Below are 22,969 nucleotides of genomic sequence, written 5' to 3'. Positions count from 1 at the left end.
AAAATTGAATAAAAAAATTACTTCTTGGTGGCAGGAGCAACTTTAGGAGAAAGGATAAGAAACATTCGCTTTCCTTCCAGCTTCGGCAGCTGTTCTACCTTGGCCACTTCTTCCAATGCTTGTGCAAACTTCAGAAGCAGGATCTCTCCTCTTTCCTTGAACACAATAGACCTACCCACAAAGTGAACGTATGATTTCACTTTGAAACCGCTCTCCAGGAAGCCTTTCGCGTGCTTCAGCTTGAACTCAAAATCGTGATCATCTGTGTTCGGGCCGAAACGGATCTCTTTGATGACAACTTTCTGAGCTTTTGCCTTCATCTCGCGTGTCTTCTTCTTCTGCTCGTACTTGAATTTCGAGTAGTCGATGATGCGACATACGGGAGGATTGGCTGTAGGCGAGATCTCAACCAGGTCAAGATTCTGCTCGTTGGCCATTCGCTGCGCATCTCTTGTTGAGAACACACCTTGCTCTACATTGTCTCCAACTACCCGGACTTCTCTGGCAGTTATTTTTTCATTGACTTTGTAAGGCTCCTCCACTTTTCCTCGTGGGATGTAGCGCCTGTTTTGAGTAGCTATAGTATTACCTCCTTTAAATTAGTTTTTACAATCAAGGTGCGAATATCGCACTTTTTATATCAAAAAGAAAATTACTTTCCTTATTTGTTCAATACCTCGGCAATTTTATTCTGAAAGAAGCTGATATACTCCTCTACAGACATAGTGCCTAAATCTCCTTCACCGTGTTTACGCACCGATACAGCATCGTTTTCCTGTTCCTTCTCTCCTACAATCAGCATGTAAGGTACCTTCTGCACTTCTGCATCGCGTATTTTACGGCCGATTTTCTCATCCCGGTTGTCTACAAAGCCACGGATATCGTGCTGCTGCAGGCGGTGATACACTTCCTGCGCAAAATCCTGATACTTCTCAGAAATGGGCAGGATGGCGAACTGGTCCGGGCTTAGCCACAGCGGGAAATTACCGCCGCAATGCTCAATCAGCACGGCCACAAAACGCTCCAGTGAACCGAAAGGCGCACGGTGTATCATTACCGGGCGATGTTTCTGGTTATCAGCACCAATGTATTCCAACTGGAAACGTTCTGGTAACTGGTAATCCACTTGGATAGTTCCGAGCTGCCATTTACGGCCAAGGGCATCCTTTACCATAAAGTCGAGCTTAGGTCCATAGAACGCAGCCTCTCCCAGTTCGGTTACAGTACGTAGGCCTTTCTCTGCGGCAGCCTCGATAATAGCAGTCTCTGCTTTTTCCCAAGCTTCGTCGCCACCGATGTATTTTTTCTTGTTCTCCGGGTCACGAAGGGATATCTGTGCCGTATAGTCTTCGAAGCCAAGTGCATTAAACACATAAAGCACCAGATCAATTACTTTGATAAACTCTTCCTTCACCTGGTCCGGTCGGCAGAAAATGTGCGCGTCGTCTTGCGTAAAGCCCCGCACGCGTGTTAAGCCGTGCAGCTCCCCGCTCTGCTCGTAACGGTATACAGTACCAAACTCTGCCAGGCGTACGGGCAGCTCCTTGTATGAGCGCGGACGAGTCTTATAAATTTCGCAGTGATGCGGGCAGTTCATCGGCTTCAGGAAGAACTCCTCCCCTTCATTCGGCGTCTTGATTGGCTGGAAGGAATCCGCTCCATACTTCTCGTAGTGTCCGGAAGTAATGTAAAGCTCTTTGCTGCCAATGTGCGGCGTTACCACCGGCTGATAACCGGCACGCATCTGTGCCTTGCGCATAAACTGCTCCAGGCGCTCACGTAGCAGAGTACCTTTTGGCAACCAAAGTGGCAGCCCCATCCCTACCTTTTCAGAAAAGGCGAACAGCTCCAGTTCTTTTCCCAGCTTGCGGTGGTCACGCTTCTTGGCTTCTTCGAGGCGCTGCAGGTGTTCTGTCAGCTCTTTTTGTTTCGGGAAAGTAACCCCGTAAATACGTGTCAGCTGCTTGTTCTTTTCGTCGCCACGCCAGTAGGCACCGGCCACGTTCATGATTTTCGCAGCCTTTATATGGCCTGTATTCGGGATGTGCGGTCCACGGCAAAGATCCACGAAGTTACCCTGCTCATAAAAAGAGATGGTACCATCCGCCAGGTCCTTTATGAGATCCAGCTTGTACTCGTCCCCTTTCTGAGTGAAATACTCTATGGCTTCTGCTTTGGAAACATCACGTCTTTTGAACTCATTTTTATTTCGGGCCAGCTCCAGCATCTTCTGCTCTACCTTGGCAAAGTCTTCCTGCGAGAAAGAACGCTCGCCCAGGTCCACATCATAATAAAAACCGTTCTCTACCGGAGGCCCTATGCCGAACTTCACGCCCGGATAAAGCTCTTCCAGTGCCTCTGCCAGCAAGTGCGCCGACGAGTGCCAGAAAGCGTTCTTTCCCAGGTCATCATTCCAGGTGAGCAGCTGTACCCTTGCATCTTCTGTGATAGGGCGCGAGAGGTCCCAAACAGTGTCATTTACTTTAGCAGCTAGCACGTTACGCGCCAGGCCTTCGCTGATGCTCTGAGCCACTTCAAAGCTTGTTACGCCTTGTTCATACTGGCGTACAGAGCCATCTGGCAGTGTGATGTTGATCATGTTTTTATTGTTGTATCTGTACCTGCCGCACTGCTGTGCTGTCAGGTTTCGGTTTTACTAATTTACTTTTAATGCGGCTGATAGCCTGGTAAGCGTACGTATACGTTGGCTCTGCCTCCACCAAACGCTGATAAGTGGCCAGGGACAATCCATTCTGCCCCGTGCGCTCATAAGCACTGGCCAAATTTGTCATGTACTTAAGCTCTCCCTTGTAGCTGGCAGCTCTCTGCAAATGGGAAATAGCTGCCTCATTATTGCCTAACTTATGCTGCTGTATCCCCAACCAGTAATGTGCGCCCTGTATAGTATCATTCAAACTTACTGCCCGGCTAAAGGCCTGCAACGCACTGTCCGGTTTCTGCTCTGCCTTTTGTACAAGCCCTTTGTAGTACCATAGAACCCCATCCTTAGGGGCCGCTTTCAAGGCACTTGCCAGGAAAGGTTTTGCTGCAGTAAAGTCTCCTTCAGCCACAAGCAAGCCAGCCAACTCACGCTGTGCCTCCACAAAGGCAGGCGCCTGCTCAAGCGCATTCCTGTAATTCTGCATAGCCCTCGCAGTATCCCCTGTTGCTTCCTGAACCCTTCCTTTATAATAAAAAGCGAATTCATCATCAGGCGACAGCTCCTGCGCCTTGTTCAGGTAAGCCTGTGCCTGCTGATAGTCGTTGCGCTGGAGGTACAAATCGCCCAGAAGCACGTAAAGCGAGGAACTCTGATACGAGTTCCGCTCTGCCTGCAGCGCTAGCGGCAGCGCCTCCTCCGGTTTGCCCATGGTGCGGAGCACCTGCGCCTTTACAAAAAGGCTGGAGGGCTCATTACGGGTAAGCTTTACCGCCTTGTTCGCATCATTCAATGCCTGCTCCAGTTCTCCTTTACGCAACAGTACTACCGATCTGCGGGCATACAAACTGCCGTCGCTTCCCGTTTGTTCTATTGCCGCATTCAGGTTTACAAGCTGCGCCTCAGGGTTATCCTTCACTTGCTGCAGATTCACCATCTGCTCCCTGTTATCCTCTTCGAGGCTGCAGGAAGCAAAAAAGAAAGGCAACAGGAACAGCAAACGCGGTAAATAAGCCATTATTCGCTTAAAAAGGAACTTGTAATAGAGGTACCGTAACACTTGCGCGCTAAATTAAGACATTTTAAGAAATTTGAAATAACCTTCACACGACAGCCTTGAAAACTAAAAGCCTGCCACCGTTTGGAAGCAGGCTTTGAAAGCATAATATATGCTCAATTTATTATTTCTCTTGAAGCATAATCTTACAGCGCCTGCTTAGTTCCAGTTCCTCCTTCGTCTCATAGGTGAGCGAGATGGCTTTCTCCAACGTTGTATTCCTAGCTGCTGTATCCTTCATTTCATCATAGATGCAGGCAAGATCGTAATAGTAACGGATATTATCCGGATCATAAGCAACTGCTTTTTCAAGTGCTATTGCAGCCTGGGAGTTTGTAGCCTCATCACATACTCCACCAAACAGCATTTTAGAAGCCACCTTTTCTATTAGGTTGAGATTTGCCATTTTGAAATACCAGCGGCCCATGATATGCCAAGCACCCGCATGCTGGTCATCAGAAGCCAGGGCTGCATCCAGAAAAGTTTTCACTTCATTAATACCTACCAAACGGTTCTTAGCTCCGGAGGCCATCGCTTCAGCACTAATAGAAAGCGCCATGACAAAGTTGGACTCAGCATCCACATGATCTATTTCATAGGCTTTCTGCGCGTAGCTCTTTGCTTTAGAAAAATGCTGCATCTTAGACGTCTCATCAGTGCTATAGCGTTCGCCAATGCGGCAATGGAGCATGCTTGCTTTGCAAAGTGCCTCATAATTGTCTGGTGCAGCAGCAAGCACCTGCTCATACAAAAGCAGCGCTTCGCTGTCTTTGTACCTGTTCAAAAGCTGCTTTGCCTGCTGCAGCAATTGCTCATTCCCTGAGAAGGAAGCGCCTGCCATAGCAGCAGGCGTTCCTCCACAGAGTATGCTTACTATCAGAAATATTTTAAAAAGTCTTCTCATATATACTTACTCACCCTACAATCTACATATTGCAGAAGACTTTAGCAAGAGGAAGCTAACAGAAAAGAAGAACTTCTTATAACCTAAAAAAGATCAAGTTGCTTTTTTCTTCTGAGTGCTTCTTTTTCTGAGATTTCCTCACCATCGTCTACCCCTTTTTCTACGAATTCTGACTCGTGATGTTGGATAGCACTTAATTTGGCGGCCTCTTCAGCAAGTTCTTTCAACTCAGAGGGAACCGTAGCGGGAGCCTTCCTCGGAGCAGATTTCTTGCTCTTGGTTTTATCATCGTCTGGCTGCTCCACTGCCTCCATCTTTGGCAGCGACACATCCAGCACCTTGTAGTAATTGAGCTTATTACCTAAAGCTTTCCATCCTTTCACGTCGATGAACTCACTCAGCAGCAGCTTCTCTGTCTCCTTCTCACTACGGCGGTCGCGTTTGAAAGAAATAGTTGCCAGTGGCTCCGGATGCGTGGAAACAGCCTCTAGGCGGGAACCCTTCGTTTCAGGAATGAACGGAAAGCGTTTGCCCACTGTAGAGGTTTCTACTTTGAAGCGCTTCACATAATAGATCTTGTTCTCGCCTTCATAATAGATAGAGGAAACAACCAGCTCCGGATCAAACTTCTGCAGTACCTTTATCTTCTCAACGGTATAGTGGTTGGCCAGGTCAAACGATGTTAACTCATAGCTGCCGTCTTCATACACCACCAGGATGGTATCATCGGTATTGAAAGAGCCAAGGTAGCGGCCACGGCCTTCGGTGTTTAGTCGCCCAATCACTTCGTCGTAGAATATCTCACGGCCACCAAGCGTTGATTCGCCCAGGCTCTTTTGCACGACTTTCTTCACCGGGTACTTCGTCACGATATTGCCGTTTGAGCCTTTGCCTTTTATCATCAGCTCCGAAAAGTCATAATCAAGAACTTTAACACGCGCTGTGGCTTGAGGTGACAATGAGATGGTTACGACTTCTGATTCAGAATTCGGGTTGGCTGTCAGGTAATGTACTTTAGAGCCTTTGTTGCCTTTGGTCAGGTCATACTCTTTGTCACGGGTGATAGACTTCACGGAGAAACGTTTGGCATAAGAGACGCCTGATTTACCATCCAGGTAAATCATGTTGTACACCATGTGCTCATCGTTCTTGTTATACACCCCGGCCAGAATGATGTCTTTGCCTACGAATGTCTTCTCTGCCACCTTTGTAACCGTGAACTTACCGTCTTTGCGGAACACGATGATATCGTCCATGTCGGAGCAGTCGCACACAAACTCATCTTTGCGCAGCCCGGTTCCGATAAAGCCGTCTTTGGCATTCATGTAAAGCTTCTGATTCGCTATGGCAACATTCTGTGCATTAATAACATCAAAAGTCTTTAACTGTGTTTTACGTTCACGCCCTTGCCCATACTTCTTCAATAGTGACTCAAAGTAGGAAATAGCATAGCGGATAAGGTGGGCCAGGTTGTCATCGACCTCGGCCATCTCCTCTTCCAGCTTCCGGATATATTCGTCTGCCTTAAAGGAGTCATACTTGGATATGCGCTTGATCCTGATCTCTGTCAGCCTGACAATATCCTCTTCTGTCACCTCGCGGCGCAGCAGGGGCTTGTAAGGGTCCAGCCCTTTATCAATTGCCTCCAGCACGGCCTCCCACGTCTCACATTCTTCAATATCGCGGTAAATGCGGTTCTCTATAAATATTTTCTCAAGGGAAGAGTTATGCCACTTGTCTTCCAGTTCTGCCCGACGTATTTCCAACTCACGCTTCAACAGATCTACTGTTTTAAAGGTAGAGATGCGCAGCAGTTCATCCACACTCAGGAAGTGTGGTTTGTCGTCAATAATCACACAGGTATTCGGGGAGATAGATACCTCGCAGTCAGTGAAGGCGTAAAGGGCATCAATGGTAAGGTCAGGTGACACACCGGCGGGCAAATGCACCTGTATCTCTACATCAGCCGCTGTATTATCAATTACCTTCTTAATCTTGATCTTGTTGTTCTCACTTGCCTTCACGATCGACTCCATCAGGCCGGTGGTCGTAATGCCGTAAGGAACGTCCCGTATGATGAGCATGGTCTTGTCGACCTTTTCAATGGTGGCGCGCACGCGGATACGACCGCCACGCATGCCGGAGTTGTAATTGGTTACGTCTACCAGGCCGCCATTCGGGAAGTCTGGCAGGAGCTGTGTAGAACGGCCTTTCAGCACATCAATAGAACCTTTTATCAACTCGCGGAAGTTGTGCGGCATAATCTTCGTAGACAAACCCACGGCTATACCTTCAACACCCTGCGCCAGCAGCAGCGGGAACTTCACGGGCAGTGTCACCGGCTCGTTTTTACGTCCGTCATACGACAGCTGCCACAAGGTTGTCTGCGGGTTAAACACCACATCCAAGGCAAACTTAGAAAGGCGTGCCTCGATGTAACGCGGAGCAGCAGCGCTGTCGCCGGTGCGTACATCACCCCAGTTACCCTGCGTCTCTATCAGCAAATCTTTCTGCCCCAGGTTCACCATGGCGTCCCCGATGGAGGCGTCACCGTGCGGGTGGTACTGCATGGTCTGCCCTATCACGTTGGCTACTTTGTTAAAGCGGCCATCGTCCATTTCTTTCATGGCGTGCAGTATGCGTCGCTGCACCGGCTTCAGGCCGTCTTCGATGGCTGGCACCGCACGCTCCAGAATTACATAAGAAGCATAGTCGAGGAACCAGGTTTCATAAAGGCCGGCTACAGGCGTTACGTTATGGATCAGTTCTCCTTCCCCATCGTTGAAGGTTACTTCCAGCTCGTCTTCGTGATTTAATTCTTCGTTATTCAACTCGTCGTTATGCATAAATTTCCTCTACTATGTCTTTTTCGATCTTCAGGTTATCGATAATAAAACCCTGACGCTCCGGCGTGTTTTTGCCCATAAAGTAGCTCAGCATTTTCTGTATCGTCGTGTCTTTGTGCAGGATAACCGGCTTCAGCTTGATGTTGTCACCAATAAACTTGCCGAACTCATCCGGAGAGATCTCACCCAAACCCTTGAAGCGGGTAATCTCCGGGCGCTTGCCTAACTTTTGGATTGCCTCCTGCTTCTCTGTCTCGTTGTAGCAATAAATGGTTTCCTTCTTATTGCGCACCCGGAAAAGCGGTGTCTCCAATATATACACGTGGCCGTTCTTCACCAGGTCCGGGAAAAACTGCAGGAAAAACGTCAGCAGCAGCAAGCGGATGTGCATTCCGTCCACGTCGGCATCAGTGGCTACTACCACGCGGTTATAGCGCAGCCCTTCCAGGCCTTCTTCAATGTTCAGGGCGTGCTGCAGCAGGTTAAACTCTTCGTTTTCGTACACCACTTTTTTCTTCAGGCCATAGCAGTTGAGCGGCTTACCTCTTAAACTGAATACCGCCTCTGTATCCACATTGCGGGATTTAGTGATAGAACCACTCGCCGAGTCACCCTCTGTAATGAAGAGGGTAGAAAGCAGGGCGTTCTCATGCTTGTCCTCGTTAAAGTGCATGCGGCAGTCGCGGAGCTTGCGGTTGTGCAGGTTCGCTTTTTTAGCGCGCTGGTTAGCCAGCTTTTTCACGCCAGCCATATCCTTACGCTCACGCTCACTCTGCTCAATGCGCTTCTTCAGTGCCTCGGCTGTCGTTGCGTTCCTGTGCAGGTAGTTGTCGAGGTGCTCTTTTACAAAGTCGTTTATAAAGGCTCGAACGGCAGGACCGTCAGGCCCCATATCAATAGAGCCCAGCTTTGTTTTGGTCTGCGACTCAAACACCGGCTCCTGCACCCGGATACTGATGGCTCCCACGATAGAGCCACGGATATCGGCTGCATCGTAGTCTTTTTTGTAGAAGTCACGCACCGTCTTCACCACCGCCTCGCGGAAGGCTGCCAGGTGCGTACCACCCATCGTGGTGTACTGTCCGTTTACAAACGAGTAATACTCTTCGCCGTAGTCGTTGCCGTGTGTGAGTGCAAGTTCGATATCCTCTCCCTTCAGGTGGATGATTGGATAGCGCATGCTTTCTTCGTCAGCCTTATTGCGCAACAGGTCCAGCAGGCCGTTCTCTGAGTAAAACTTCTTACCGTTAAAGTTCACCGTAAGGCCGGCATTCAGGTACACATAGTTCCAAATCTGGTTCTCCAGGTAATCCGGGTTAAACTGGAAGTTCTTAAAGATGGCCTCGTCCGGCACAAAGGAAGTAAGCGTACCATTGCGCTGGCTCGTCTCCTGCAGATCGTAATCCTGCGTTAGTACCCCCTGCTCAAACTCTGCCACCTTCATCTGTCCGTCGCGTACCGACTGTACCCTGAAGTGGCTGGATAGCGCGTTCACTGCTTTCGTACCCACACCATTCAGACCAACCGATTTCTGGAAGGCTTTGCTATCGTATTTACCGCCCGTATTTATCTTGCTCACACAGTCAACTACCTTACCCAGCGGAATGCCCCGGCCATAGTCACGCACTTGTACTTTATGGTCAGAAATTTTAATATCAATGGTTTTGCCATGCCCCATCACGTGTTCGTCAATGGAGTTGTCAACCACCTCTTTCACCAGGATATAAATACCGTCATCAGCCGATGAACCATCGCCCAATTTGCCAATGTACATACCAGGACGCAACCTGATGTGCTCCCGCGGCTCCAGCGACCGAATACTGTCTTCGTTGTAGTTATTTTGAACTAACTCTGCCATTCTTTAAGCGTAAGTGTAGATGTTTTGGTAAATTCAACCGGAAATATAGAAAATTATAAGAGTATAGACACCATCTAAAGTTCCAACTCCTATTCTATACAACCTATTCTGTTTCAGAAATACTAAAAATATTAGTCAAATATACAAATTTGTAGGCTAATAGTCAATTAATAACTCCTGTTTAGGGGTAGAAGTTCATCTAAAGAAAGAAAAACAACAGTTAATTAAGCTAATTTTTTTAGCATATAAATATACAACTTATTAAATCCTGTTACCTTACATTTGCTATCAATTGATACAATAACTGTACCTCAGGAGCTTATGAAAGGAGAAGACAGCACAATTAAATGGAAATAAAATTACCCAAGTACTTTAAATTTACAATTATACTACTGGCGCTGGCGCTGTTAATTTTAGGGCTGCAGACATTCAAGCCTATTTTAATGCCACTGGCTTTCGCTTTGCTCTTCTCCCTCCTGCTGCTGCCTATTAACCGGGATATGGAAAGGTGGGGATTACCACGCCCACTGGCTATTCTGTTGAGCATTGTGCTGGTGATTGTTGTGCTCAGTCTGGTTATCTGGTTCTTATCGATGCAGTTAATAAGCCTTACGTCGGAGTTGGATACGGTGGGCCAAAACCTGGAAGCACTCCTTGCAAACGTGCAGGACTTTCTGTACACGCATTTTGAGATACCGCCTTCCAACAGAAACCAGATCATCCGCAATGCCATTGGCAGCATACAGGACATCTCCACCACTTTCCTGGGCAGTACCATTTCCGTTACCACCGGTGCACTAACACTCGTTACTATCGTGCCCATTTTTGTGTTCTGCCTGCTCTATTACCGCGACCACCTCGAGCAGTTTATATTTAAATTCACCACTAAAGATCACAGGGGAGACTTTACCAGGGCCATGTCAAACATACAGCATGTGGTGCAGAGCTATATCTCCGGTTTGATGATAGTGATTGTAGTAGTGGCGCTGTTAAACTCAGCGGGTTTACTTATAGTGGGCGTGAAGTATGCTATTTTCTTTGGTGTATTTGCCTCTATCCTGACCATTATCCCTTATATCGGTATCTTAATCGGAGCCTCTCTGCCTGCTGTGTTTATTCTGGCCACCACAGGCAATTTCTTCAATGCGGTAGTAGTCGTGCTCATCTTCATGTTCGTGCAGTTCCTGGAGGGTAATTTCATTACTCCGTTTGTAGTGGGCTCAAAAGTGAGTATCAACCCTTTTGCTGCCATCATTGCTTTATTGATCGGTGGAGAGATATGGGGTGCAGCAGGTATGATTATTTCTATTCCTGTAATTGCCATGTTAAAGGTTATTTTTGATGCTTACCCCCCAACGCGGCCTTTCGGGTATTTACTGGCTGACATAGACGATCTGAAACCTAAGAAGCCCGGACGCATTAAGAACTGGTTTGATGAGATTGTGAACGGACTTGGCCGGGGAAAAAAAGACGACGACATCACGTAAACAGGTTTTGCTAATACAGTTTGCTTATTTGCTTTAGAAAGGGCTGATTTGAAACATAATACTAAAATTATTGGTTGTAGAGGAAGCTTATGGCACCTGCCATGGCACCTAACCTACAAGCATTTAATTTTAGCATTTTGTACGCTATCATAGACATTGAAACCACAGGTGGACAGCCTGCTCAGGATAAAATAACGGAAATCGCCATTTTCATCCACGACGGGGAGAAAATAGTCGACAAGTACAATACACTCATTAACCCACAGCGCCCTATCCCCTACTTTATCTCCAACCTGACGGGCATCACAGACGAGATGGTAAAGGATGCACCTAAGTTTTATGAGGTAGCCAAAGAGATTGTAGAATTTACCGAGGGCAAAGTCTTCGTGGCTCATAACGTGCGCTTCGACTACTCCTTTATAAAGAAAGAATTTGCTGACTTAGGCTTCACCTTTCAGCGCAAAACTCTTTGCACGGTGCGCCTGAGTCGTGCCCTTATACCGGGCCTGCCCTCCTATAGTTTAGGCAAACTCTGCAAAAGCATCGATATTGAACTGACGCAACGCCACCGCGCCATTGGCGATGCCGAAGCGACGGCTGTCCTTTTCGACAAGCTCATCAAAATAAACAGGCCTGTTGTGGATGGCAACATGAACATGGCCGCCGACAACACCACGCAGGTGTTAAAGGAGGAAATTAAAACATCCTTACTCCCCCCAAACATCAGGAAAGAGCAGGTGGATGCGCTGCCAATGGTGCCGGGTGTCTACTACTTTTATAATGAAGCCGGCGAGGTTATCTATGTTGGCAAGAGCATCAACATCAAAAAGCGCATCATTCAGCATTTTAACATCGACTATAAAAGCAGGAAATCGCTCGATTTCAAGAACAGCATCTCCGACATCACCTATGAGACCATGGGCAATGAACTGGTGGCGCTGCTGTTTGAGTCTGCTGAAATAAAGCGGATGAAACCGCAGTACAACCGGCAACAGCGCCGCTCCGTGTTTAATACTGGCATCTATGTATATGAAGACGGGAACGGCTACAAGCGCCTGACTTTCGGTAGCGTAAATAAAGCCGATAACGTGAACATGACACCTATCATCGCTTTATCGAACCAGTTCAAGGCAAAAGGTTTCCTGTACCATAAAGTGGGTAAATACAACCTCTGCCAGAAACTCTGCGACCTGTACAAGACAAATGGTGCCTGCTTCGATTACCAGGTGCACCAGTGCCAGGGCGCCTGCGTGGGCAAGGAGAGTCCGGAGGAGTATAACAAGCGGGTGGATGCCGCAATCGAATCCTTTACATTTGAGCATAACAGCTTTGTGATTATAGGCAAAGGCCGTGAACCCGGAGAAAAATCAGTAGTAGTGATAGAGCATGGCACCTACCTTGGCTTTGGATTTGTCGATGAGACTTTCTCTGCCCATAACCTGGAGGATTTCAAAGGAGCCATCAAGCGCTATAACGACAACAAAGACGTGCAACAGATTATCCGGGGCCATTTGCGCAGCAAGCACAAGGATAAGGTGATTGTGTTTGATTAGGTGCTAAATGCGAAGGTCAGCTAAAATGGTATGGTTTCGTAGAAGGAGCATGATGACCAAAGAAGCACCTAAAGTACCATGATCCGCCTCCGTAACGTAACAAAAAGATTTGGCGGCTTGCTGGCAGTTGATGACGTGACACTGGATGTGAAAGAAGGTGAAACACTTGTGCTGCTGGGCACCAGCGGCTGCGGCAAAACGACCACCCTCAAACTCATCAATCGCTTGGAGGAACTTACTGCAGGCACTATTGAAGTAGCGGGAACAAACATACAGCAACAGAAACCGGAAGATCTGCGGCGAAAGATGGGCTATGTGATACAGGGCGCAGGGCTTTTTCCGCACTATACCGTTCAGGAGAATATTGCAGTGGTGCCGCGCCTGCTGCACTGGAGTAAAGAGAAAATTGATAAACGCACACATGAGGTGCTGGAACTACTCAGAATATCCCCGCAGCAGTACCTCTCAAAGTATCCGCACGAATTAAGCGGTGGACAGCAGCAACGGGTCGGCTTGGCCCGCGCGCTTATTTCGGACCCGCCTGTGATACTGATGGATGAACCTTTCGGGGCTCTGGACCCCATTACGCGCATCAGCATCCGGCGTGAATTCAAAAATATAGAGGCACTGCGGCATAAAACCAAGGTACTGGTGACGCACGACGTACTGGAGGCTTTTGAACTGGGCGACCGCATCTGCCTGATGGACAACGGAAAAATTCAACAACTCGGCACAACCCAAGAGCTGGTATTCCGCCCTGCCAACGAATTCGTAATGCGCTTCCTGCAAGATCACCTTTTCCAGCTACAGCTACAGGTGCTGCAACTGCACCAGCTTAGGCCTTACCTGCCTGCCGTTTCTCCTGCTAATGCTACCGATGCGATCGTTTTTCCCGAATCGGAAAGTGTGCTGGAGGCCATCCAAATACTAACAGCCACTGGCGCACCACAACAAAGCCTCACCTTAGAGGCAAATACTGAAACGCCGCCACAGGCCGCCACCGTGGCCGATCTTATGGCTGCTGTAGAACAATTAACCCCCTCGCTACGCGCATGAATGACATTCAAGACTTTTGGGATTTTTTGCAGCTACAAGGTGACAAACTGCTGGAGCAGACCCTGGAACACATTAGCCTTACCTTTATATCGCTTGCACTGGCCATACTTATCGGGCTACCGGTGGGCCTGCTCATCACCAGGTATAAAAAAGGCGTTGGACCTGCGTTTGGCATTACAGGCATACTGCAAACCATCCCGAGCATAGCGCTGCTGGGTTTCCTGATTCCGGTGCTGGGCATTGGCCCTAAGCCCGCCATTTTTGCGCTGTTTCTATACTCGCTGCTTCCGATTATCCGCAATGCTTTTACAGGCGTCATGCAGGTCGATGCAAAGGTGAAAGAAGCAGCGCGCGGCATGGGCATGACCGACTGGCAACTGCTGACACGAGTGGAACTACCGCTGGCGCTGCCGGTGCTTTTTGCCGGTATCCGGACGGCAGCAGTACTGAATGTGGGCGTGGCGACTTTGGCAGCTTATATAGCGGCGGGCGGTTTGGGCGAGTTTATCTTTGGCGGCATTGCCCTGAATAATACGCCTATGATTCTGGCTGGAGCTGTTCCTGCTGCGCTGCTGGCTGTGGGCATCGATTTTTTACTGGCACGTCTCCAGCACCTGCGGCTGCCCCTGCTGCGCCCAGCAGCGTTGCTGCTGTTTCTGGCTTTGCCCCTGTTATCTTCGTTTTACCTGTTACCGAATCGCAGTGGCTTCCAGGCAGGGCTAAGTCCGGAATTTGCCGGAAGGGCTGACGGGTATCCCGGACTGAAAGCAACCTACGGGCTTGACCTGAACACCGTTATCATGGCCCCAGCACTGGTTTACAAGGCGGTATATGAAGGAGATGTGGATGTAATTGACGGCTACTCCACAGACGGCAAAATCAAAACGTACAGCCTACGGGTGCTGGAGGATGATCAGAACTCCTTCCCACCCTATCACGCGGCTTTTCTGATACGGGAGCCGGTGCTGTTGCGGCATCCGGAGCTGCGGGAGGTGCTGGAAATGCTCAGCGGCACTATCAACGATTCTACCATGACAGCCCTTAATTACCATGTAGATTTTGATAAAGCTGCACCGGCAGAGGTGGCGCAAGCTTTTCTGGAGCAACAGGGGCTTTGGCGGCCTCCGCAGAATGGTACTGGCGAAACCATACAACTTGGCTCGAAGATCTTTACTGAGCAATACATTCTCACAGAGATGCTTTCCCAACTGATCCGGGGCTACACTAACCTGCAGGTGTCAGCGCGAACAGGCTTGGGCGGAACTAAAATCTGCTTTGATGCGCTGGCTGCTGGCGAAATAGATATTTACCCGGAGTACACGGGTACCGGCCTGCAGGTAATCCTGAACACACCTCAACCGGTGGCAGATAAATTATCTAAAGAAAATGATAAGGTTTTCCGGTATGTAGCTGACCGATTTCACGAGCAGTATCACATTTTGTGGCTACCGCCACTTGGTTTTAACAACACCTACGCGCTGATGATGCGGGAAGAGCAGGCTGTAAAACTGAAGATCCGCAGCATTTCTGATTTAAAAGAACACCTCGCCCATTAAGTCAGCCACTGCTGATAATAGTTCTTTAGCTTACTGGGTATGTTCTTGCTTCAACGGATGAAGTACAGCTACTTACAATATATATCGTGTGCTGATTTTCTTAATTCTAAACTATATAGTAAATTTACTGATAGATGGTTTTATCTCAGCCTCGTAAAGAAGCTTGAGATAAGATTAAAATGTAAGTAAATTAAATTAAGATAAACTGTGAGCGAAACTAAAACAAGATTCAGAGCTGGCGTATTGCACGGTGATGAAGTAACAGAGCTTTTTAAGTATGCCAACGAAAATAACTTTGCCCTTCCGGCTGTTAACGTAATTGGTTCAAACTCAATCAATGCTGTGCTGGAAACAGCAAGAGATGTAAACTCCCCTGTCATCATCCAGTTCTCCCATAGCGGTGCGCAATTTAATGCGGGCAAAGGCCTGGCAAACGAACTACAGAAATCTGCTATTGCAGGAGCCGTTGCGGGTGCGCGCCACGTGCATATTATGGCGGAGGCTTACGGTGTACCTGTTGTGTTGCACACCGACCACGCAGCTAAAAAGTTACTGCCCTGGATTGATGGACTTTTAGACGCCGGTGAGAAATACTTCGCTGAGCATGGTAAGCCATTGTTCAGCTCCCACATGCTGGATTTATCAGAAGAGGATCTACAGGAAAACATCGAGACCTGCGCCGAATATCTAAGACGTATGGACAAAATGGGGATGACTGTTGAAATCGAGCTGGGTGTAACTGGTGGCGAGGAAGACGGTGTAGACAACTCTGATGTAGATAGTGCCCGCCTGTACACACAGCCGGAGGAAGTGGCTTACGCCTACGAAGTGCTAAACCAGATTAGCCACCGCTTCACCATCGCAGCTGCTTTCGGTAACGTGCATGGCGTTTACAAGCCAGGTAACGTGGAGCTTCGCCCTGAAATCCTAAAGAACTCGCAGGAGTTTATTCAGCAGAAATACAATACTGTTGAAAATCCGGTTCATTTCGTTTTCCACGGTGGTTCCGGCTCTGAAAAGGCGAAGATCACAGAAGCAATCGAATACGGTGCCATCAAAATGAATATTGATACGGACATGCAGTGGGCATTCTGGGAAGGTATCAGAGACTATTATGAGTCTAAGAAGGATTATCTGCAAACCCAGCTAGGCAACCCGGAAGGCGATGATGTGCCTAACAAGAAGTTTTATGACCCACGCGTTTGGCTGCGTGAAGGAGAGAAAACTTTCACGAAGCGCCTGAAAGAAGCGTTTGAAGATTTGAACGCTATCAACCGCAACGCGTAATATTAACCATACCAAAACAAAAAAGGTGGAGCCAGTTGGTTCCACCTTTTTTGTTTCTATTCTGTTGATGATTTTAAATTATTGCTTACTAGATGTTTGTAAGTTCTCGATGCTCAAGGAGCCACTGGTAAATTTTTTCTGTGTCTTCTTTTTTACAGAGCTCCGAGCCTGGAGTCATGGTTGCGGCTGTACCGGCTGCCACGCCGTAACGCACTACTTCATCTATGTTCATGTTGCCCTTCAGCAGACTCATGACCATGGCTCCTACCATGCTGTCGCCGGCGCCCACTGCACTTTTCTGCTTTACGGGAGGCGTCATAATATAACTTATACCGGCTTCTTTAGACGCTACCATGGCACCACGAGGTCCCAGCGACACCACCAGCACCTTACATTTTCCTTCTTCCAGTATCTGCACTGCAATCTGCTCCTGTTCCAGTGCCGACACCTCCTCTTTTCCAACTAATGCAGCAAATTCATTTTGGTTTGGCTTCAGCAGGTAAACACCCTCTCCTGCCGCTTTCAGGAGAGCGTCTCCTGAAGTGTCCACTATCAACCTGAAACCACGCCGGTTTGCCATTTGAGCCAGTTGCAGATAAAAATCATCTGGAACACCCGGTGGCAAGCTCCCGCTGGCTACTACATATTTTGGCAGCTCCTTATTGGGAATTTCCTCTAACTTCTCCAGGCACTGCTTCCACTCCTCCTCGGACGTTTCAGGGCCAGGCATGCCAAAGCGAAACTGGTTACCGGTATTTTCCTCCATCACCATGAGGTTCTCACGGGTCCAGTTTTTGGCTTTCATAGCCTTGAAATTGATACCTTCTTCCTTCAATAAGCTGCAAAGTTTCTCACCTGAAGGCCCACCTGATAAAAACCAGGCACAGGAATTTCCGCCTAATTTTTTGATGGCGCGGGAAACGTTAATGCCTCCCCCACCCGGTTCATAGTAAGGAGTACTGCATCGTATTTTTCTCTCAGGCTGTACCCGGTTTGTATAAGTGCTCTTATCTAAAGCAGGATTGAGTGTTATAGTGAGTATATCGTGCATAATGTTATATTTTTTGAGATGCAGCAATGCAAATGTTTTTAGTATTGCTTACTGATTATATATTCAAGTTTTATCGGCTTATATTGAATTCACGCCGGTCACCTGTCTGAAAAGTAAATACGTTGCCGTTGACACCGATTTGTACTTCCTTCAGCCATCCCTTGTCGACGACAATCAACAGTTTATCGTGGGTGAACTGGAGAGAAATCCAGTGGCTGCGGTAGCGTAGCTGGAAATTAAGGCAGCCTATCTCTTCTGGTAAAACAGGTGCCAGCCACAGCACATTATCCCGAATCTCCAATCCTGTAAACCCCCGCTGTACCAGGTCCACCGTGCCTGCCATGGCTCCCAAATGGATGCCCTCCTGCGTGGTGCCCCCCTGCACATCCTCTACGTCACTTACCAAGGCCATTTTAAAGTTATTATATGCCCGCTTACGGTCTGACCGTGCCAACACCCATGAGTGTACAATCTTACTCAGCGTAGAGCCATGGGAGGTGCGCTCTTCATAATAGGCGATGTTTTCGTGTATATGTTCTGGCTTAAAGGGGTACCCAAGCAAGTCAAAAACATGAATCAGTTCCTCTGCAGAAAACAGGTAAAAGAGCATGAGCACATCGGCCTGTTTGCTGGCCTTATACCTGTTTACGTTGTCGCCTTCACTTTCTAGAATACGGTCCAGGCGCATCGACTCCCCATACTTTTCCTTATACTCCTGCCAAGGGAAATCCTCAAGCTGCTCATACCCTTCAAACTGCGCCATGATGTTGCTCTGATCGATAAACGGAACATACATCTTATGGCTGATATCGCGCCAGCGTGCTATGTCTGCCTCCGAAATGGTTAGCTTCTGGAGTAGCTCCTCCACACGCGAGTCATCCAACATTTGAAACAGTTGCAGCGCCCGCTGAATCACCCACACTGCCATAACGTTGGTATAGGCGTTGTTGCTGAGGCCAGGTTCGTCAGAGTCCGGATAATCGGCGTGGTATTCGTCAGGGCCAACCACATGATGAATTTCATAACGACCTGTTTTCGTGTTCTCCTCAGCTATAGTAGACCAGAACTGGGCAATGTCTAAGATCATCTCGGCTCCCACAAAAGTGAGAAACTCCATATCCTCTGTCGCCTGGAAGTATTGCCAAACGTTGTAGACAATAGCGCCATTTATGTGCCGCTGCAGGTGCGTATTATCTATCAGCCAGTTTCCTGATTGTGGATTCAGGTGAACCTGCTGTGTTTCTTCGCGCCCATTGCTGCCACTCTGCCACGGAAACATAGCCCCACGGTATCCTGCCTGAGCGGCAGCATAACGCGCTTCGGGCAAACGACGGTAACGGTAGAAAAGCAGTTCGCGTGTTAACTCCGGCAGGTGCATGTTCAGGAAAGGAAAAATGAAAAGCTCATCCCAGAAAATATGCCCCCGGTAAGCCTCGCCGTGAAGCCCCCGTGCCGGCACTCCTACATCCATTCCTATAGTATTGGCAGAAACTGTTTGCAGCAGGTGGAATATGTGCAGCCGAAGGATGGACTGGGCTTTGCTATTGCAGGCTATCTGCAATTCTGTACGGTTCCAGAGGCGTTGCCATGCCAGCCTGTGTTTTTCCAGCAAATGAGTAAAGCTACCCTGCCTTCCGCTGTTTATGCAGGCATCCTGCAGCGGCTCCGAAATAGCCTTATCCCGGGAGGTTTGCAGTTGCACCACTTTTTCGACGCGGAGGGGCCGCTTCTGCTCACATTTTAGTTTGAAGTGATGCGCCACATAGCCATCCTCTGTCTGCAGCGTGCGCTCTACTTCGTTGCCTTTAGGCTCCATGTAAATGCGCGTGCGTGCTGCCTGGGCCATCTGGATCTTAGATTGCACCGTTTGAACTTTCAGAAAAATGGTTTCTTCGTTATGCTGCCCCTGCTGGAGTGGCTCGAGGTGCTGGCTTTCATAGTCACGGTAACGGGACACGCCGCTATTGGTAACCCGTCCATCCAGCGCAGACTTTATCTCTATCTCGCCAGACCAGTTTTGCGGTGTCAGTTCCCACTCCATTGCTGCCACATGGGGGTTTGCCATACTAACCAATCGCCTGCTGTAGAGCGTGCTTTCGCGACCGCTGCCATCGCGGAAGCGCATTCTGCGTTCCAGCAGACCTTGCCGCATATCCAGCTCCTGCCTGAATGTGATGACTTCTACCCGGCTCACACCAAACCATTCTTCGTTTGTGTGGCGGAAGGTAAGCGGCAGCCAGTTCGGCCAGTTTACCAGGTCCTCGTTCTCAACCTGCCTGCCTGCTATCTCAGATACAAGCCTGTTATAGCCACCTGCCAGGTAGGTACCGGGATAATGCTCCTGCAGGTCCGCATCGGCCTCTTCAAAGGCCCCACGTGTGGCAAAGTAGCCATTGCCTAAAGTGCAGAGTGCCTCCCGTAGTGGCTGCTCTTCCGGCGCCCAGTTGTCATATGCAACTTTCCAATCATACATCCTGCTGACTTTTTATTGTTTGCGTAAGCGCTTCTAAAAAAGCGAGTACGTCTGTTACGTCCTCCAGTCTATATTCAGCAGCTGTTTTGTCATCGTGCTCGCCCACCATGATACCAATGCCCTCGCCTTGCAGCTCAGCAAAAGCATCCTCGTCTGTGATATCATCGCCGATGTAAAGCGGCACAATATCCGGTTTGTTTAAGTCCAGCTCATTCATCAGCCAGCGAACAGCTTTGCCCTTGTGCCAGTCCAGGTTTGGCTTCAGCTCCATGATTTTTTTGCCGGGTCCTTTTTTGAGCTCCGGGTGTTCGGCTATTACGCCCTCCGTTACCTGCAGCACCTTACTTACCTGGTCATCGGGCACGTTGCGGTAATGCACGGCAATAGCATAGCGCTTTCGCTCTACCAGCACGCCCTCCACATCCTTCAGCCGCTCATCAAGTGTTTTCTGGGCTTTGTCCAGCGCTGGCACTGCTTCACTGGCACCACCCGGTTCTGTGTGCATGTTATTCGGACCGGAAATATCAAAGCCATGGGAGCCGGCATAGTAGAGATTGTCCAGCTGCACCAGCTTTTCTACGTTGGCGCGGTCGCGGCCACTTACCACGGCAACGCTGCATACACTAGCCAGACGCTGCAGGGTATCCCGCATCTCCTGCGTCATCACCGCTTTGTCAGGATCCTTTACGATAGGGCTCAGGCAGCCATCATAATCCAGGAAAACAGCGGGCTTTTTGCCGTTAATCAGTTGGGGTATATCTATCAAGGCAGAAGGAAGATCTGTTGCCTCGTGCTTCTGAATCGTTTTGGTTGATTGGTTCTTCATAGGTTTTTATTCTGTTGGAAATTTATCCAGCACCAGGTCGGCACCGTGTTTCAAAAGTTCTGATGTTTCGTCTGTTCTGTTGATGCCCACTACCAGGGCAAAGCCGCCTGCTTTGCCAGCCTCCACACCCGCCAGTGCGTCCTCAAAAATTGCAGCCTCCTGTGGCTGCACGCCTAATTGCCGTGCGGCCTCCGTGAACACGTCCGGCGCAGGCTTCCCTTTCAGCCCCAGCTCGACGGATACTACGCCATCCACCCGCACCTCAAACAACTCCTCCAGGCCGGCAGCAGCAAGTATAGGCTGGCAGTTTTTACTGGCAGAAATGACTGCTGTGCGGAAGCCCTGGGCGATTTTATTTTGTAGAAAAGCGACCGTATCAGGATATACCTGTACACCGCCCTGCTCTATCAGCTTCTTAAAGTAATTGTTTTTCAGGTTACCCAAGCCAGCAACAGTTTCTTTACCAGGGGCATCAGTCGCTGTTCCCTCCGGGAGCACAATATTGCGCGACGCCAGAAAATTACGCACGCCATCGTAGCGGGGTATACCGTCTATATAGTCTCTATAATCTGTGGCTATTTCCAGTGGCTTGTACACTACACTCTCCTGTTCTCCCCGCTGCAGCAGATAATCATCAAACATCTTCTTCCAGGCATTTGCATGCACCTTCGCTGTCTGCGTTATCACCCCATCCAGATCCAGGATCAGAGCTTTGATTTTTCTTTCTGAAAGCAGTTGTGAGAGTGTGGATGGAGGCATATGGTGATCTTGGCTGGTAAATTTCTTTACATTCACTTTAGATAGTTAGTACCTGATTTATGCCCTTAAAGTTGTTGCAAGCTATTTTCCTCACTACAGACAGTACCATGCAAACAGCTTTCACCTTGTTAGTCAATTGCCCTTAAACAGACAAAGCCTCTTTATAAAAGGAGGCTTTGTCTGTTTTTGTATAGTGCTTTCTTTTTACTCAGAAAGCAGTGAAATATCTTCTAAGAATTGATAGCTGTCTCGTCTTCTACTTTTACCTCAGAGGCAAAGCCCTTGATAACGAGGTCAGCGCCACTTTCCTCAAGCGATTCTTTTCTGTAACCATGGTCCACGGCCACTACCAATCCGAAGCCACCTGCTTTAGCGCCTTCTATACCGGCAAAGGCATCTTCGAAAACAGCGGCCTCCTGTGGCTGCACTCCTAACTTCCGCGCCGCCTCCAGAAAGATATCCGGATTAGGTTTGTTTTTTAGCTTTAGCTCATTGGCCACTACTTTGTCAACCCGCACCTCAAAAAGCCTTTCCAGGTTAGCACGCCGGATAATGGTCAGGCAGTTTCTACTGGCAGAGACAATGGCTGTTTTCATGCCCTTTTCCTGTTGTTCCTTTATCCACTTCACCGCATTTTCAAAAACCACAACACCGCTTTGCTTCAGCAGTTCATGGAAATACAGGTCTTTACGCTCTCCCAATCCCACTATGGTGTTCTGGTTCTCATCATCATCCGGATTTCCTTCAGGCACATCAACACCGCGTGACTTCATGAAATTACGCATCGCATCCAGGCGAGGTACGCCGTCAACAAAAGTGCGGTAATCCTCCATAAAGTTGAATGGCTCATAATTTTTACCATCCTGCTCGCCCCGTTGCCTCAAATAAGAATCACACAGCTTCTTCCATGCTTCAGCATGTAAAGCAGCCGTGTTTGTAACAACACCATCCATGTCAAGGATAAGGGCCTTGATGTTTTTTTCTTTTATAAGATTGCTCAGATTACTCATATTTGTCTATTTTTTCTTTTCCAATCAATTTCGCTCCTTGTAAAACAATCTCTTTGTAAGTTAGCCTCACCAGGTGGCGCACGATGAACATCATACAAACAGGAGGCTTGCGATTTAGCCTTGTTTTGATGCTTTACATCAATTCCTTTATTAGGTTGCTCGCAGAGGTGGTAGAAGAAAAGGCTCTGCTATCCCTCCAACTAAAGCACCTGGTATCTCTTCCGATTATACTCCGGCTGCTTTGTCGTAAAGAAGATGGAGGGTTGTGCCTCCTTTGCGTGCAAACCAAATATAAGCAGATATTAATTTAAATGTGGCTTTGTTCCATAGAAAATAAGCGACCTACAACATGTTTTTGAGATATAGACATTAAACAATTAATAGCCAGACCACTTTCCCTTTGCTTAATGTTCATAAATAGTTGCACCGTTTTACTGTCAAAACAAAAGCTTTCAAAAGAAACGATTTGCAGTAGCAAGGCAGAACAATACAGGTTGTGAATTTTAAATGTATTGAATACTTCTGATCGCGTAGAGACGAAGAATTTTGCCTCACACGCCAATATTGTAACTTATAGCAGGCAAAAT

16 protein-coding genes are annotated in these 22,969 nt (G+C 48.3%); 5 read left to right on the top strand and 11 right to left on the bottom strand.

The genetic code is table 11. The annotated features are described in order from the left end of the window. Positions 1-17 precede the first annotated feature (17 nt). The 6 genes from infC to DXT99_RS16765 form a co-directional block, all read right to left on the bottom strand. Positions 18-542, bottom strand: coding sequence for a translation initiation factor IF-3 (infC, locus tag DXT99_RS16790; protein WP_115566740.1), 525 nt, complete (start codon positions 540-542; stop codon positions 18-20). A 119-nt stretch (positions 543-661) separates the two neighbouring features. Further along, the gene (gene thrS, locus DXT99_RS16785; RefSeq protein ID WP_115566739.1) at positions 662-2,599 is read right to left on the bottom strand and encodes a threonine--tRNA ligase; all 1,938 of its coding nucleotides are present in this window, start codon (positions 2,597-2,599) and stop codon (positions 662-664) included. A 4-nt stretch (positions 2,600-2,603) separates the two neighbouring features. Further along, positions 2,604-3,677, bottom strand: a complete 1,074-nt coding sequence (locus tag DXT99_RS16780) for a tetratricopeptide repeat protein (protein ID WP_115566738.1) — start codon at positions 3,675-3,677, stop codon at positions 2,604-2,606. Between the two features lie 163 nt (positions 3,678-3,840). Continuing rightward, entirely contained in the window at positions 3,841-4,620 is a 780-nt protein-coding gene (locus DXT99_RS16775; protein WP_181885155.1) for a tetratricopeptide repeat protein, read from the bottom strand. 83 nt (positions 4,621-4,703) lie between these two features. Further along, entirely contained in the window at positions 4,704-7,466 is a 2,763-nt protein-coding gene (locus DXT99_RS16770) for a DNA gyrase/topoisomerase IV subunit A (RefSeq protein ID WP_115566737.1), read from the bottom strand. Continuing rightward, positions 7,459-9,324 carry a DNA topoisomerase IV subunit B gene (locus DXT99_RS16765; RefSeq protein ID WP_115566736.1) on the bottom strand — a complete coding sequence of 622 codons (1,866 nt, stop codon included), beginning with the start codon at positions 9,322-9,324 and terminating at the stop codon, positions 7,459-7,461. Before DXT99_RS16765 ends, DXT99_RS16770 begins: the two co-directional genes overlap by 8 nt. 347 nt (positions 9,325-9,671) lie before the next feature. Here DXT99_RS16765 and DXT99_RS16760 point away from each other — a divergent pair, with 347 nt between their 5' ends. From DXT99_RS16760 to fbaA, 5 genes are all read left to right on the top strand, one after another. Then, on the top strand, positions 9,672-10,811 hold the full coding sequence (locus DXT99_RS16760) for an AI-2E family transporter (RefSeq protein ID WP_115566735.1): 1,140 nt from the start codon (positions 9,672-9,674) through the stop codon (positions 10,809-10,811). Positions 10,812-10,912: 101 nt separating this feature from the next. Then, the gene (locus DXT99_RS16755; protein WP_246000791.1) at positions 10,913-12,364 is read left to right on the top strand and encodes an exonuclease domain-containing protein; all 1,452 of its coding nucleotides are present in this window, start codon (positions 10,913-10,915) and stop codon (positions 12,362-12,364) included. Between the two features lie 78 nt (positions 12,365-12,442). Further along, positions 12,443-13,420: an ABC transporter ATP-binding protein gene (locus DXT99_RS16750; protein ID WP_115566734.1), complete on the top strand. Its 978-nt coding sequence runs from the start codon at positions 12,443-12,445 to the stop codon at positions 13,418-13,420. After that, on the top strand, positions 13,417-14,976 hold the full coding sequence (locus DXT99_RS16745; protein WP_115566733.1) for an ABC transporter permease/substrate-binding protein: 1,560 nt from the start codon (positions 13,417-13,419) through the stop codon (positions 14,974-14,976). Before DXT99_RS16750 ends, DXT99_RS16745 begins: the two co-directional genes overlap by 4 nt. Positions 14,977-15,183: 207 nt before the next feature. Continuing rightward, on the top strand, positions 15,184-16,263 hold the full coding sequence (gene fbaA / locus DXT99_RS16740; protein WP_115566732.1) for a class II fructose-bisphosphate aldolase: 1,080 nt from the start codon (positions 15,184-15,186) through the stop codon (positions 16,261-16,263). Positions 16,264-16,351: 88 nt separating this feature from the next. On the opposite strand, the gene DXT99_RS16735 is transcribed toward fbaA, so the two are convergent. The 5 genes from DXT99_RS16735 to DXT99_RS16715 form a co-directional block, all read right to left on the bottom strand. Next, positions 16,352-17,314 carry a 1-phosphofructokinase family hexose kinase gene (locus DXT99_RS16735; RefSeq protein ID WP_181885154.1) on the bottom strand — a complete coding sequence of 321 codons (963 nt, stop codon included), beginning with the start codon at positions 17,312-17,314 and terminating at the stop codon, positions 16,352-16,354. 70 nt (positions 17,315-17,384) lie between these two features. Next, on the bottom strand, positions 17,385-19,787 hold the full coding sequence (locus DXT99_RS16730) for a glycoside hydrolase family 65 protein (protein ID WP_115566731.1): 2,403 nt from the start codon (positions 19,785-19,787) through the stop codon (positions 17,385-17,387). Further along, positions 19,780-20,613 carry a trehalose-phosphatase gene (gene otsB, locus DXT99_RS16725; protein WP_115566730.1) on the bottom strand — a complete coding sequence of 278 codons (834 nt, stop codon included), beginning with the start codon at positions 20,611-20,613 and terminating at the stop codon, positions 19,780-19,782. Before otsB ends, DXT99_RS16730 begins: the two co-directional genes overlap by 8 nt. 6 nt (positions 20,614-20,619) lie before the next feature. Beyond that, positions 20,620-21,372: an HAD family hydrolase gene (locus tag DXT99_RS16720; protein WP_115566729.1), complete on the bottom strand. Its 753-nt coding sequence runs from the start codon at positions 21,370-21,372 to the stop codon at positions 20,620-20,622. 230 nt (positions 21,373-21,602) lie between these two features. Next, a complete protein-coding gene (locus DXT99_RS16715) occupies positions 21,603-22,382 on the bottom strand; it encodes a beta-phosphoglucomutase family hydrolase (protein WP_115566728.1) in 780 nt (259 codons plus the stop codon). Positions 22,383-22,969: the final 587 nt, after the last annotated feature.

The organism is Pontibacter diazotrophicus (genome assembly GCF_003367245.1).
GTDB classification, from domain to species: Bacteria; Bacteroidota; Bacteroidia; order Cytophagales; family Hymenobacteraceae; genus Pontibacter; species Pontibacter diazotrophicus.
This window is presented reverse-complemented; position numbering and strand designations above follow the sequence as displayed.

Coding starts and splice junctions, on each gene's coding strand:
- DXT99_RS16715 (WP_115566728.1), bottom strand. CDS start 22,382: ATGAGTAATCTGAGCAATCTTATAAAAGAAAAAAACATCAAGGCCCTT.
- DXT99_RS16730 (WP_115566731.1), bottom strand. CDS start 19,787: ATGTATGATTGGAAAGTTGCATATGACAACTGGGCGCCGGAAGAGCAG.
- thrS (WP_115566739.1), bottom strand. CDS start 2,599: ATGATCAACATCACACTGCCAGATGGCTCTGTACGCCAGTATGAACAA.
- otsB (WP_115566730.1), bottom strand. CDS start 20,613: ATGAAGAACCAATCAACCAAAACGATTCAGAAGCACGAGGCAACAGAT.
- DXT99_RS16775 (WP_181885155.1), bottom strand. CDS start 4,620: ATGAGAAGACTTTTTAAAATATTTCTGATAGTAAGCATACTCTGTGGA.
- DXT99_RS16765 (WP_115566736.1), bottom strand. CDS start 9,324: ATGGCAGAGTTAGTTCAAAATAACTACAACGAAGACAGTATTCGGTCG.
- DXT99_RS16780 (WP_115566738.1), bottom strand. CDS start 3,677: ATGGCTTATTTACCGCGTTTGCTGTTCCTGTTGCCTTTCTTTTTTGCT.
- DXT99_RS16745 (WP_115566733.1), top strand. CDS start 13,417: ATGAATGACATTCAAGACTTTTGGGATTTTTTGCAGCTACAAGGTGAC.
- DXT99_RS16720 (WP_115566729.1), bottom strand. CDS start 21,372: ATGCCTCCATCCACACTCTCACAACTGCTTTCAGAAAGAAAAATCAAA.
- DXT99_RS16770 (WP_115566737.1), bottom strand. CDS start 7,466: ATGCATAACGACGAGTTGAATAACGAAGAATTAAATCACGAAGACGAG.
- DXT99_RS16755 (WP_246000791.1), top strand. CDS start 10,913: ATGGCACCTAACCTACAAGCATTTAATTTTAGCATTTTGTACGCTATC.
- DXT99_RS16760 (WP_115566735.1), top strand. CDS start 9,672: ATGGAAATAAAATTACCCAAGTACTTTAAATTTACAATTATACTACTG.
- DXT99_RS16750 (WP_115566734.1), top strand. CDS start 12,443: ATGATCCGCCTCCGTAACGTAACAAAAAGATTTGGCGGCTTGCTGGCA.
- DXT99_RS16735 (WP_181885154.1), bottom strand. CDS start 17,314: ATGCACGATATACTCACTATAACACTCAATCCTGCTTTAGATAAGAGC.